11 protein-coding genes are annotated in these 12,431 nt (G+C 63.0%); 7 read left to right on the plus strand and 4 right to left on the minus strand.

The genetic code is table 11. The features are described 5' to 3' along the window. Nucleotides 1-327 (minus strand): PepSY domain-containing protein, encoded by a 327-nt coding sequence (locus tag AC1RT4_RS15755; RefSeq protein ID WP_493086160.1) that lies wholly within the window; start codon nucleotides 325-327, stop codon nucleotides 1-3. After that, nucleotides 327-638, minus strand: a complete 312-nt coding sequence (locus tag AC1RT4_RS15760; RefSeq protein ID WP_493086162.1) for a PepSY domain-containing protein — start codon at nucleotides 636-638, stop codon at nucleotides 327-329. The genes AC1RT4_RS15755 and AC1RT4_RS15760 overlap by 1 nt, the downstream gene beginning before the upstream one ends. A gap of 148 nt (nucleotides 639-786) precedes the next feature. Here AC1RT4_RS15760 and AC1RT4_RS15765 point away from each other — a divergent pair, with 148 nt between their 5' ends. The 6 genes from AC1RT4_RS15765 (at nucleotide 787) to AC1RT4_RS15790 (ending at nucleotide 7,604) form a co-directional block, all read left to right on the plus strand. Next, on the plus strand, nucleotides 787-1,866 hold the full coding sequence (locus AC1RT4_RS15765) for a patatin-like phospholipase family protein (RefSeq protein WP_493086164.1): 1,080 nt from the start codon (nucleotides 787-789) through the stop codon (nucleotides 1,864-1,866). 86 nt (nucleotides 1,867-1,952) lie between these two features. Next, nucleotides 1,953-2,309 carry a 6-carboxytetrahydropterin synthase QueD gene (gene queD / locus AC1RT4_RS15770; RefSeq protein ID WP_007955941.1) on the plus strand — a complete coding sequence of 119 codons (357 nt, stop codon included), beginning with the start codon at nucleotides 1,953-1,955 and terminating at the stop codon, nucleotides 2,307-2,309. An 85-nt stretch (nucleotides 2,310-2,394) separates the two neighbouring features. Next, nucleotides 2,395-3,207 carry an alpha/beta fold hydrolase gene (locus AC1RT4_RS15775; RefSeq protein ID WP_493086166.1) on the plus strand — a complete coding sequence of 271 codons (813 nt, stop codon included), beginning with the start codon at nucleotides 2,395-2,397 and terminating at the stop codon, nucleotides 3,205-3,207. A gap of 173 nt (nucleotides 3,208-3,380) precedes the next feature. Next, a complete protein-coding gene (gene codB / locus AC1RT4_RS15780; protein WP_493086168.1) occupies nucleotides 3,381-4,652 on the plus strand; it encodes a cytosine permease in 1,272 nt (423 codons plus the stop codon). Between the two features lie 13 nt (nucleotides 4,653-4,665). After that, nucleotides 4,666-5,907: a cytosine deaminase gene (gene codA, locus AC1RT4_RS15785; protein WP_493086170.1), complete on the plus strand. Its 1,242-nt coding sequence runs from the start codon at nucleotides 4,666-4,668 to the stop codon at nucleotides 5,905-5,907. 131 nt (nucleotides 5,908-6,038) lie between these two features. Further along, nucleotides 6,039-7,604: a glucan 1,4-alpha-maltotetraohydrolase domain-containing protein gene (locus AC1RT4_RS15790; RefSeq protein ID WP_493086172.1), complete on the plus strand. Its 1,566-nt coding sequence runs from the start codon at nucleotides 6,039-6,041 to the stop codon at nucleotides 7,602-7,604. Nucleotides 7,605-7,614: 10 nt separating this feature from the next. On the opposite strand, the gene AC1RT4_RS15795 is transcribed toward AC1RT4_RS15790, so the two are convergent. Further along, a complete protein-coding gene (locus AC1RT4_RS15795) occupies nucleotides 7,615-8,610 on the minus strand; it encodes a diaminopimelate epimerase (protein WP_493086174.1) in 996 nt (331 codons plus the stop codon). A 136-nt stretch (nucleotides 8,611-8,746) separates the two neighbouring features. Between AC1RT4_RS15795 and AC1RT4_RS15800 the strand changes: the two genes are divergently transcribed. Beyond that, a complete protein-coding gene (locus AC1RT4_RS15800; RefSeq protein WP_221535659.1) occupies nucleotides 8,747-9,898 on the plus strand; it encodes an MFS transporter in 1,152 nt (383 codons plus the stop codon). Nucleotides 9,899-9,942: 44 nt separating this feature from the next. Here the strand turns inward: AC1RT4_RS15800 and AC1RT4_RS15805 are convergent, their stop codons facing one another. Continuing rightward, a complete protein-coding gene (locus AC1RT4_RS15805) occupies nucleotides 9,943-12,366 on the minus strand; it encodes a TonB-dependent siderophore receptor (RefSeq protein ID WP_007955926.1) in 2,424 nt (807 codons plus the stop codon). Nucleotides 12,367-12,431: the final 65 nt, after the last annotated feature.

Below are 12,431 nucleotides of genomic sequence, written 5' to 3' on the forward strand. Positions count from 1 at the left end.
TCAATCTTCCTTGTCTTTGATCAGGTTGCCGGTGGCGGCCTCGAAATGCAGCTCGCGGGCCACGCCGTCGACGGTCAGCAGCTCGACTTCGTAAATGTAGACGTCGTGCTTCTCTTCGAGCTCGGCTTCCAGCAGTTTCGCGCCGGGGTAGCGCTCCATCGCGTTATGCAGCACTTGCTCCAGCGGCAGAATCACACCTTGCTGGCGCAGGCGCAGGGCTTCGTCCTGATTGAGGTCGCGCGCCAGTGCTACCGAGCAGAATGCAACGAGCGCCAGGGCGAGAAGGCCCGTGGCGCGCGTCGATGAATAAGGCAAAAACAATTTCATTAAATGTCCTGATGGTCCTTGCGCAGCAGCCCGTCGCTTGCGTCCAGTTCCAGCTCCCATTCCACACCTTGCGAGTCTTTCAGCTCGATCTGATACAGGTAAATGCCATAGCGTTTTTCCAGTTCGATATCGATCAGGGTCGAATCCGGATGGCGGGCCATGGCCGTGGCTTTGACGGTTTCAATCGGCACAATGGTACCAGCGTCGATCAGTTTCCGGGCTTCATCTGCGTGCAGGTCGCAGGTATGAGCGCGGTTGGCTGTGAGACCGAATAGCAGGAACGCGATAAACAGGCTCGCGAGGATTTTCATGGAGGTCTCCGTCTGTGGGTGTTGCTTCCTTGGCGGGCACCTTAACGGTGCGAACTTAACTGAAACTGAATGGCCATCATTGGGCCCGCTCCTGCAGGACCGGCAACATGTGCTTATAATCTTTCGCTTGCTAACGATCGAGACCGGTATGACCGCCATTCACATCAAGTTCCCTGCCCTGACCCTCAAGGCCGGCCCCCGGGCCATGGCGCGCATTCGTGCCCGGGGCCTGAACGCCGCCGACGTCGGTACCCTGCCCGGCGCTGCCGGTGGGCCGAAGGCGCTGGGGATTCAGGGGCTGGATCTGGCGTTGTTCGGCGAGTGGCTGCCGGCGGCGCCGCGCGAGCGTTCGCTGATCGGTGCGTCGGTGGGCTCCTGGCGCTTCGCCAGCGCCTGTTTGCCGGACGCTGCCGAAGGCATCCGCCGTCTCGGTCGTCTGTACACCGAGCAGAACTTCAACAAAGGCGTGACCATCGGCGACGTCAGCCGCAGTTCGCAGCGCATGCTCGATGACCTGCTCGACGGGCGCGATGCCTTGCTTCTCGACAACGCCCATTACCGCCTGAACATCATGGTGGTCAAAAGCCACGGCGGGCTGGCGGACGACCATCGCGGCCGGCTCGGGCTGGCGCTGGGCTCGGTGATCGCCGACAACCTGCGGGGCCGCGCGCGGCTGTCGCGGCACTTCGAACGGCTGATCATCCACGACCCGCGCCTGGCGCCGCCGGTGCATGCGCTGAATGACTTCCCGTCGCGTTTCGTCGCCCTCGATGCCGGCAACCTGCGTCAGGCGCTGCTGGCGTCCGGCTCGATCCCGATGGTCATGGAAGGCGTGCGCGACCTGCCGGGCGCTGGTGCCGGCACGTTCCGCGACGGCGGTCTGCTCGACTACCACCTCGACCTGCCCTACAGCGGTGACGGCATCGTGCTCTATCCGCACTTCACCGACCGAGTGATTCCGGGCTGGTTCGACAAGACCCTGCCGTGGCGTAAAGCCTCGGTGGAACGCTTGCAGGACGTGCTGTTGCTCGCGCCGTCGAAGGAATACCTGGCGCGCCTGCCCTACGGCAAACTCCCCGACCGAAACGACTTCAAGCGCTTTATGGGCGATGCACCGAGCCGGCAGAAATACTGGCGCACGGCGATGGATGAGAGCCGCCGGATGGGTGACGAATTCCTTGAACTGACTGCCAATGGTCGCCTCGCCGAGCGCTTGCTGACCCTTTAGTCAGCACAGCCCTGGACAAGCTGGTAAACTCGCCGCCTGCCCGAATTCGCTGCGGCGAACGCCATCTGAACAGAGCTGAAATCACTGTGGAAATTTTCAAAGAGTTCACCTTCGAATCCGCCCACCGCCTGCCCCACGTACCGGACGGTCACAAGTGCGGACGCCTGCACGGTCACTCGTTCAAAGTGGCGATTCACCTGAGCGGCGACCTCGATCCGCACACCGGCTGGATCCGTGATTTCTCCGAGATCAAGGCGATTTTCAAGCCGCTGTACGAGCGTCTGGACCACAACTACCTCAACGACATTCCGGGCCTCGAGAACCCGACCAGCGAAGTGCTGGCCAAATTCATCTGGAATGAATTGAAGCCCCTGCTGCCGGAACTCAGTGCGATCCGCATCCACGAGACCTGCACCAGCGGTTGCATCTATCGCGGCGAGTAAATCCCGCGACACAAAAAAACCACCGAGACCGGTGGTTTTTTTACGCCTATGCTTTTTGGCTCGAACCCGCCAAGAGGACAGGCCCATGACGGACTGGCTGCTGGATCAGGTCTTTGATTTCAACGGGCGACAGATTCGCCACGGGGTGCGCGGCGACGGCCCCCCGCTGGTGTTCGTGCACGGCACGCCCTTCTCTTCCTACGTGTGGCACCGCATCGCGCCGCACTTTTTCGCCACGCACCGGGTGCATTACTTCGACCTGCTGGGCTACGGCCAATCCGAGCAACCGGACGCCGATGTCTCCCTCGGCGTGCAAAACGATTTGCTCGCGCAGTTGCTCGATCACTGGAATTTGCAACGCCCCGACGTGGTTACCCACGACTTCGGCGGCGCCACCGTGCTGCGCGCGCACCTGCTCAACGGCAAGGATTACCGCAGCCTGACCCTGATCGACCCGGTGGCACTGACGCCGTGGGGTTCGCCGTTCGTGCAGCACGTGCGCCAGCATGAAGCGGCGTTCAGCGGCCTGCCCGATTACATCCAGCGCGCCATCGTGCCGACCTACATTCGCGGGGCGATCCACCGGGATATTCCCGATGACGAACTGGCGCCCTACGTGCAGCCGTGGCTGGGCGATCCGGGCCAAGCGGCGTTCTACCGGCAGATCGCGCAGATGGATCAGCGCTACACGCTGGAAGCGCAACCGCTGTATCCGACGATCCGCTGTCCGGTGCAGATTCTCTGGGGCGAAGAGGATCAGTGGATTCCCATCGAGCGCGGACGCGAGTTGCACCAGATGATTCCCGGATCGCAGTTTCATCCGATCCCGAATGCCGGGCATCTGGTGCAGGAGGATGCGCCTGAAGCCATCGTTGCCGCCCTGTTGCGATTCCTCTGATCCATTCCCGTGACCCTGTGGGAACAACTGCTCCCACATGGTTCGGCACGGCGTCCAATGCACTGCTTTCGCGCCGATCATCCGTGCCTCGTCTATAAATACCCGCAACATCGCGTTTGGCACGACCGCTGCAACCTCTTCGCGTCCTCCCCTTTCCAGCAAGGAACGCCCCCATGACGCAAAACGATCCCGGCAACGATTACCCCCTCAGTGAAGTGCCGATGCACGCGCGCAAAGGCCTGGCCTCCACGGCGATGGTGCTGCTGGGGTTCACCTTCTTCACCGCGACCATGTTTGCCGGCGGCAAGCTCGGCGTGGCGTTCAACTTCGGCGAAATGCTCGCCGTCATCGTCATCGGCAACCTGCTGCTCGGCGTGTACGCCGCAGGCCTGGGTTACATCGCCTTCAAGAGCGGGCTGAATTCGGTGCTGATGGGGCGCTTCTGTTTTGGTGAAGTCGGCAGCAAGCTCAGCGACCTGATTCTCGGGTTCACCCAGATCGGCTGGTATGCCTGGGGCACCGCGACGGCGGCGGTGGTGCTCGGCAAGTATTTCGATCTGAACGAAGCCACGGTGCTGGGGCTGATGGTGCTGTTCGGCCTGGTGTTCTGCGCCACGGCGCATGTCGGATATCGCGGGCTGGAGATTCTGTCGTACATCGCGGTGCCGGCCATGATGTTGCTGCTGATGCTGTCGATGTGGGTCGCCACCGTGAAAGTCGGCGGCCTCGACGGATTGCTCAGCGTCGTGCCCAGCGGTTCGCTGGACTGGTCGACCGCCATCACGCTAGTGTTCGGCACCTTCGTCAGCGGCGCGACCCAGGCCACCAACTGGACGCGATTTTCGCGCTCGGCTCGGGTCGCGGTGCTCGCCAGCCTGATCGGTTTTTTCATCGGCAACGGCCTGATGGTGCTGATCGGCGCCTATGGCGCAATCGTCTACCAACAACCCGACGTGGTCGAAGTGCTGCTGTTGCAGGGCTTCGCCATGGCGGCGATGGCGATGCTGTTGCTGAACATCTGGAGCACCCAGGACAACACCATCTACAACTTCGCCGTCGCTGGCTGCAACCTGCTGCGCACCGGGCGCCGCAAGACCGTGACCCTGGTCGGTGCCGTAATCGGCACGGCGCTCGCGCTGCTGGGCATGTACGACATGCTGGTGCCTTACCTGATCCTGCTCGGCACGGTGATCCCGCCGATTGGCGGCGTGATCATGGCGGACTTTTTCTTCCGCTGGCGCGGGCGTTATCCGCGTCTGGCCGACGCACGGTTACCGGCGTTCAACTGGCCGGGGCTCGCGGCTTACGCGGCCGGAACCGTCGCGGCGTTCGGCTCGCCGTGGGTCGCGCCGCTGGTCGGCATCGCCGTTGCCGCGTTAACGTATATCGCAGTGACCGGCCTGCTCGGCGCCCGCAACGCGGCCGCCCCTCTACAAGATCTATAAAAGGATTCGCCCGATGCACATCATCAATGCCCGACTGCGCAACCAGGAAGGTCTGCACGAATTGCACCTCGAAGACGGCCTGATCCGCAGCATCGCGCGCCAGACCGAAGCGCCGACCCTGGGCCCCGACGACCTCGACGCCGGCGGCAATCTGGTGGTGCCGCCCTTCGTCGAGCCGCACATTCACCTCGACGCCACGCTGACCGCCGGCGAGCCGCGCTGGAACATGAGCGGCACGCTGTTCGAAGGCATCGAGTGCTGGGGCGAGCGCAAGGTCACCATCACCCAGGAAGACACCAGGACCCGGGCGAAGAAAACCATTCAGACCCTCGCCGCCCACGGCATCCAGCACGTGCGCACCCACGTCGACGTCACCGATCCGCAGCTCACTGCGCTCAAAGCGATGCTCGAAGTGCGTGAAGAAAGCCGTCACCTGATCGACCTGCAAATCGTCGCGTTCCCCCAGGAAGGCATCGAGTCGTTCCGCAACGGTCGCGAGCTGATGGAAGAAGCGATCCGCATGGGCGCGGACGTGGTCGGCGGGATCCCGCATTTCGAGTACACCCGCGATCAGGGCGTCAGCTCGGTAAAGTTCCTGATGGACCTGGCCGAACGCACCGGCTGCCTGGTGGACGTGCACTGCGACGAAACCGACGACCCGCATTCGCGCTTCCTCGAAGTGCTGGCCGAAGAGGCCCGCAGCCGCGACATGGGCGCCCTCGTGACCGCCAGCCACACCACCGCGATGGGCTCCTACGACAACGCCTACTGCGCCAAACTGTTCCGTCTGCTCGGGCATTCGGGGATCAGTTTTGTCTCCTGCCCGACCGAAAGCATTCACCTGCAAGGGCGCTTCGACAACTTTCCGAAACGCCGTGGCGTGACCCGCGTCAACGAGTTGCTCGAAGCCGGCATGAACGTCTGCTTCGGTCAGGACTCGATCGTCGATCCGTGGTATCCGCTGGGCAACGGCAACATCCTGCGGGTACTCGAAGCCGGCCTGCACATCTGCCACATGCTCGGTTACCGCAACCTGCAGAGCGCGCTGGATCTGGTCACCGACAACAGCGCCAAGGCCATGCACCTTGGTGAACGCTACGGCCTGGAGCAGGGCCGCCCGGCCAACCTGCTGATCCTGTCGGCGGACAGCGATTACGAGGTGATCCGCAGCCAGGGTTTGCCGCTGTACTCGATCCGCAACGGCAAGGTGCTGATGAAGCGGCAGATGCCGGTGGTGGAGTTCATGGAAAGTTGAGCGGCGGTTATGGTTCGCAGCGGTTTTATCGCGAAAGGATAGTGCCGGACTGTCAGATCTGACAGGCGACAACCGCAGCGAACCGGCCCAAAGTAAGTCCCAAGGGATCCATCGTTCCCGGGGGGACGATCATGAAAGGGACTTCACCATTTCGCCTGTTTTTCGCTGTCTGTCTGGCCTTCGCCACGACGGCAGCGGCGATGGCCGCCGTTCGCAACGGCAGCGGTGAAGAGATCCTGCTGCAAGGCTTTCACTGGAACTCCAGCCGCAATCAAACACCCTGGTATTCGGTCCTTGCGCAACAGGCGATGACCATTGGCAACGACGGATTTACCCTGATCTGGATGCCGCCGCCGTGGACCGACTCCTCGCAGTGGAATACACCCACGGCTGCCGGCGGCGGTGAAGGTTACTTCTGGAACAGCTTCGACAAGAACAGCCGTTACGGCACCGATCAGCAACTCAAACAAGCGGTGTTGGCGCTCAACAACGCGGGCGTGAAAGTCGTCTACGACGTCGTGCCCAATCACATGGACGACAAAGCGGCCTATTCGATGTTTCCGCGAGGGAGCAACGAATGGCGGCAGGACTGCATGCAATGTGATGAAGGTGACCCGTTCATGGATGGCGCAGCTGACCTGAACACTGCCAATCCGACAGTCTTCGACGCCTTCAAAAAAGAATTCACCAATTTGCGTGACAACTACGGGGCTCAGGGTCTGCGTTTTGACTTCGTCCGTGGTTATGCACCGGAAACCGTGGATCGCTGGATGAACGCCTTCGGCAACCAGCAATTCTGTGTCGGCGAAAACTGGAAAGGCCCCAACGAATACCCCCCGGGCGACTGGCGACGCAACGCAAGCTGGCAGGATGTGCTCAAGGACTGGTCGGATCGCTCGCATTGCACGGTGTTCGATTTTGCCCTCAAGGAGCGCATGCAGAACGGCTCGCTCGCCGAGTGGCGCCACGGTTTGAATAGCAATCCGGATCCCGCCTGGCGCGCAATCGCCGTAACCTTCGTCGACAATCACGACACCGGCCCTTCACCCGGCGCCTACGGCGGTCAACGCCATTGGCGGCTACCCGATCCACTGGTCAATCTGGCTTACGCCTACATTCTCAGCAGCCCCGGTACACCGACCGTGTACTGGCCGCACATGTACGACTGGCAACGCGATCAACTGATCCGGGAATTGATCAAACTGCGCAAGGCCGCCGGTATCCGCGCGGATTCGCCGGTTCGCTTCAACACCGCGTATTCGGGATTGGTCGCCACCACGTCGGGCGTGCGCGGGACGCTGGTCATAGCGTTGAAATCCAATCTGCAACAATTGCCGCAGGGTCTGGGCGCGCCATCCTTGAGCTGGGACAACGGCGATATCCGGATCTGGAGCGGCCCTGTCGAACCTGCGACGGTGGCAGTCAACGTGCATTGCGACAACGCCAATCCGCAACCGGGCGAAAGTGTCTATGCGGCGGGTTCATCGCTGGAGTTCGGGGCGTGGGACCCCCAACATGCGATAGCGCTGACGCTGAACAACAACCGCTGGAGCACAACCATTGAGGTGCCGGGTCAGCAAAAGCTCGAGTGGAAGTGCATCGTGCGGGGCCAGACTCCGACAGCGGTGTATTGGCAGGCCGGCGCGAATAACGCATTCACCAGCGGTGCCGTGAATAACACTGTCGGGCGCTTCTGATCTCGGGGATTCAGCTGTTTTCGTCGCGCACGGCGGTGCCGAACAGACGCACGCCCGTCAGCTCTCCATCGCGCTCCTCCAGCAGGATCGGCGCGGTTCCGCCGGGCATCACCACCTGCACCTCTCCCGCCGACACCCAGCCCACCCGCCACGCCGCACTCGCCACCGCACTGGCGCTGGTGCCGGATGAGGCGGTCGGGCCTTCGCCCCGTTCGAACACTCGCGCGACGATGCGTTGATCGCCAGCGCGCATTGCCCATTGCAGGTTGACCCCGGCCGGGCACGGCTGGCCGGCACCGGTAGGCACGGCGTAGGCGATGGCGGTCAGGCTTTCCGTCAGCGGCGATTCAAGCATCTGCGCGTTGCTCGGTAATGCGGCTTCATCCTGCACCAGCGTCACGCAATGCGGATTGCCGATACGCACGAACTGGCTGTACGTCCAGGCAGGATCGAGTTGCGCCAACGGCCGAACACGGCTGACCTCCACACCGCGAAACGGCACCGCTTCATCGCCGAGCGCACCGACCGCTGCCGGGCCGAAACCGGGCTGGCCGAGGTCCAGCCAGAAGCCATGCACGCCCGCCACTTGCGCCGGTTTCACCGAAGTCGGCACTGGCGATTGCGCGTCCTGTTTGTCGTGATGCACCCGCAGCGTCGCCCCCTCCTCCGGCATCAGCCCCTGTTCAAGCAGCGCCTGGGAGAAAATCGTCAGGCCGTTGCCGCTGCGTTCAGCCAGCGTGTCGTCGGTGTTGACGATCAGCAGGTCGAAGGGCGGCGCGGATTGAAACGGGCCGATCAACAGGCCATCGCTGCGATGAGATTTGCTGCCGGCGGGGCGCCGACCTTCGGGCCAATCGCAGCACAGCGCAATGGCGGCAGCACTCCACGCCCGTCGCGACAGCGCGCATTGCGCGGCGCTGGTCGGTAATTCGATCCCGGCATTGTGCAGCGCCTGGGGCGAAACGACCCCGTAGAGATTGCCTCGTGCATCGTAGAACTGCGTCATGAACCCGCCCTTGTTTTTCCCGTCGACAGGGGCGCCACTGTAAATCGCAACGCCCTGCGGACGCGAGCGGGCTCGCTCCAGTGAAAGAGCTGTGCAAGGATGTCCGCTGCTGAAACGTTTTTTGCCAAGGATCGTTATGACCAGCCTCACCCCTCAAGACACGTTCGTTCCCGGACGCCTCGAACAGATGTCCACGCGCATCGCCTTCTTCATCGCCGGGCTCGGCATCGCCGCGTGGGCGCCGCTGGTGCCCTACGCCAAGGCGCGCGCCGGGCTCGATGAGGGCACGTTGGGGTTGTTGCTGCTGTGCCTGGGCGTTGGCTCGATTCTGGCGATGCCGCTGGCGGGGATTCTGGCCTCTCGGTTTGGCTGTCGGAAAGTGGCCACCGGCGGCACGCTGCTGATCTGCGCAGCGTTGCCGTTGCTGGCGACGGTGTCGTCGATTCCGGCGTTGATCGCCACGTTGTTCATGTTCGGCGCCGGGCTCGGCACGGTGGATTCGACGGTGAACCTGCAAGCGGTGATCGTCGAGCGGGCCAGCGGCAAGAACATGATGTCGGGGTTCCACGGTCTTTTCAGCCTCGGCGGGATCGTCGGCGCGGCGGGCGTGAGCGCCCTGCTCGGTCTCGGGCTGTCGCCACTGGCGGCGATGCTGGTGGTGGTCGTGGTGCTGATCGCGGCGTTGTTCAAGGCGGTGCCGCACATGTTGCCTTACGGCAGTGAAAGCTCGGGGCCGGCGTTCGCGGTGCCCCACGGGATCGTGCTGTTCATCGGCGGCATGTGCTTCATCGTGTTCCTCACCGAAGGCGCGGCGCTGGACTGGAGCGCGGTGTTTCTGGCCCAGGAACGCGGGATCGACACCGCCTACGCGGGATTGGGTTACGCAGCGTTCGCATTGACCATGACGGCCGGCCGTCTGACCGGTGACCGGATTGTCCGGGCATTGGGTGCGACCCGGATCATTCTGTTTGGCGGCCTGCTGGCGGCGGCGGGATTGTTTCTGGCGACCTTCGCCCCGAGCTGGCAAGCCGCGCTGCTCGGTTATGCGCTGGTCGGCGCCGGCTGTTCGAACATCGTGCCGGTGCTGTACACAGCGGTGGGCAAGCAGACGGTGATGCCGGAAAGCATCGCCGTGCCGGCAATCACCACGCTGGGTTACGCAGGGATTCTGGCAGGGCCGGCGGTGATCGGGTTCGTCGCCCACGCCAGCAGCCTGAGTTTTGCCTTCGGGTTGATGGCGACGTTGCTGGTGGCGGTGGCGATTGGCGGGAAGGCGCTGAAGGTCTGAGCTGGATCGTTCCCACGTCGAGACGCGGGAACGATCAGTGCAGATCAGAAACCGACGCTGGCCTGCACGAAGAACGTCCGTGGCGTGCCCACGTAGATCCCCGAGTTGTTGTCGCTGGAGCGGGTGAAGTACTGCTTGTCGAAGATGTTTTTCACCCCCGCGCCGAGCTTCAGGTTCGACAGCTGCGAACCGAAGTCATAGCCGCCGCGCACGTTCCAGGTCACGTAGCCCGGAATGTCGCCGTACTGCCCGTCCGCCGTGCCTTCGGTGATGTAGTTGCCGTTGAAGCTGCCGTCGGCGTTCACACCTGTGCCGGGAGCACGCTGTTTGGACTGGGCGAAACCGTCGATGTTGTAGGTCCAGCGGTTGATGTCGTAACGCAGGCCGACGGTCGCCACCTGACGCGAGTAATACGGCAGGTCGCGGCCCTTGAAGCCCGGAATTTCGCCTTCATAGGTCGCGCGGGTGTAGGTGAAACCGGCGTTGGCGGTCAGGCCGTCGAGGCGTGGATCGAGCGCCGCCATGTCGTAGTGCACCGACGCTTCGACACCCTGGTGCTTGGTCGCACCGAGGTTGGTCCAGCCCACATCGTTGCTGACGTATTGCAGCTCATCGTCGAAGTCGATGTAGAACAGCGTCACTTCCCCGCCCCACACGTCATCGTTGTAGCGCGTGCCGATTTCGTAGGTCTTGGCTTTCTCCGGCTCCAGGCCGTTGGCGGTCTGGTCACCCGAGCCGCCCTGGCCGAGCTGGAAGTATTGCAGGCTGCCGAACGACGTCTCGTAGTTGGCGAACAGCTTCCACGCATCGGACAGGTGATACATCACGCTCAGGGCCGGCAGCGGCTCGTTGCTTTCGATGCTGCGGTTTTTCTCCGGCACGCGTTTGCCGGCGGTGTCGAGCACGGCGCGATCGTGCCAGTCGGTGCTGATGTGTTCGAAGCGAATGCCCGGGGTCACGGTCCAGTTGCCGACGTCGATCTTGTTGTCGATGTAGACCGAGTTGGCCTCGGTGCCGCCGGTGCGATCCTGGAACACATGACCGTCGGAGGTCTTGGTGACCACCGGCACATTGTTGACGAGCGCCAGGCGGCTCGATTGCTCGTGCATCGCCTCTTTCAAATAACGGTAACCGACGCTGACTTCCTGAGTGGTCGGGCCTACGTCAAACACACGCGAAACGCGCGGCTCGATGCCCAGCGTGTAGTAAGAACGCGGGAACGAACTGAGGGTTTTCTGATCGCGGGCGGCGATGGTGCTGCCGCGAAAGCTGTCGGAATAGTAGGTCAGCACTTCCGCCTGGGTGCGTTCGTCGATCTGCCGGATCCACTTGAACGACACGTCCTTGCGGCGGCCGCTGAAGCCGTCGTAGTCGCGGTCGGACTGGAACGGTTTGTCGTCGTACTGCTTCTGCGTCAGGCCGCCGGGCATGTCGGCGCTGGCGTCGTAGTAGTGGAAGTTGAGGCTGAAATCGTCCTGATCGGTCGGTGCCCAGTGAGTCTTGAGGATCACGTCGTCGATGTCGTTGCCATTGTTGCGCTCGCGGTAACCGTTGCCGTTCACGCCCGAGTACAACAGCGCCATGCCGATACCGTTGTCGGCAGTGCCGCCGAGGAACGCGGTGTCGATGTGTTTCCAGCCACCGTGCTGCGAGGTTTCCAGGGTCGTGCCGATTTCACCGGTGGTTTTTTCCGGGATCGCACGGGTCACAAAGTTGATCACGCCGCCGACGTTCTGCGGCCCGTAACGCACGGAGCCGGCACCACGAACCACGTCGATGCTGTCGAGGTTGCCGGAAGAGATCGGCGCCATCGACAGTTGTGGCTGGCCGTACGGGGCAAACGCGGCCGGCACGCCGTCGATCAATACGGTGGAGCGTGGCGACAGGCGCGACGTCAAACCCCGCACACCGACGTTCAGCGAAATATCGCTGCCGCCGGTGCCGTTGGCTTCCTGCACCTGCACGCCCGGCACGCGGCGCAGCACGTCGCCGACGTTCATCGCGCCCTGCTCGACCATCGCTTCGCGGCGGATCACGGTGCGCGCGCCGGGGTGGTTCTGCACCACGGCGGCGTTGGCGTCGCCGAGCCAGTCGCCGACCACCTTGATGTCGGTCACGCCCAGTTCCAGCGGGCCGTTGGCGGCGGAAGTCGGGGCCGGCGACAGCGTCACCGAACCTTCATTGATCTGATAATCCAGACCGCTGCCTTGCAGCAATTGGCGCAGGGCCTGTTCCGGGGAGAGATTGCCATCCACGGCCGGCGCCTGTTTGCCGGCGACCAGGTCCGGGCTGAAAAACACCTGCAACGACGTTTGCTGGCCCAATTCGCTCAGGGCCTGACCCAGCGGCTGGGCGCGGATGTGAATGGCTTCAGCGGCGAAAGCCATCGGTACGGCGGCGTTGACCGCCAGCGCAAGTGCCAGCGGCAACCAAGGGGATTTTTTGTTTTTGGCGGTGGAGTTTTTCACGTCGAACGGAGTCCTGTGGATCGCAAGAGTGTGCGGCTGTTAATGCAAACCAGTTGCAGTTGAAC

The sequence above is a fragment of the Pseudomonas sp. GW821-FHT11D10 genome, assembly GCF_058808435.1.

What these genes read in the sequence shown, in the direction of transcription:
- AC1RT4_RS15775 (WP_493086166.1), top strand. Translation starts at nt 2,395, where the DNA reads ATGACGGACTGGCTGCTGGATCAGGTCTTTGATTTCAACGGGCGACAG.
- AC1RT4_RS15755 (WP_493086160.1), bottom strand. Translation starts at nt 327, where the DNA reads ATGAAATTGTTTTTGCCTTATTCATCGACGCGCGCCACGGGCCTTCTC.
- codB (WP_493086168.1), top strand. Translation starts at nt 3,381, where the DNA reads ATGACGCAAAACGATCCCGGCAACGATTACCCCCTCAGTGAAGTGCCG.
- AC1RT4_RS15795 (WP_493086174.1), bottom strand. Translation starts at nt 8,610, where the DNA reads ATGACGCAGTTCTACGATGCACGAGGCAATCTCTACGGGGTCGTTTCG.
- codA (WP_493086170.1), top strand. Translation starts at nt 4,666, where the DNA reads ATGCACATCATCAATGCCCGACTGCGCAACCAGGAAGGTCTGCACGAA.
- AC1RT4_RS15800 (WP_221535659.1), top strand. Translation starts at nt 8,747, where the DNA reads ATGACCAGCCTCACCCCTCAAGACACGTTCGTTCCCGGACGCCTCGAA.
- AC1RT4_RS15765 (WP_493086164.1), top strand. Translation starts at nt 787, where the DNA reads ATGACCGCCATTCACATCAAGTTCCCTGCCCTGACCCTCAAGGCCGGC.
- AC1RT4_RS15790 (WP_493086172.1), top strand. Translation starts at nt 6,039, where the DNA reads ATGAAAGGGACTTCACCATTTCGCCTGTTTTTCGCTGTCTGTCTGGCC.
- AC1RT4_RS15760 (WP_493086162.1), bottom strand. Translation starts at nt 638, where the DNA reads ATGAAAATCCTCGCGAGCCTGTTTATCGCGTTCCTGCTATTCGGTCTC.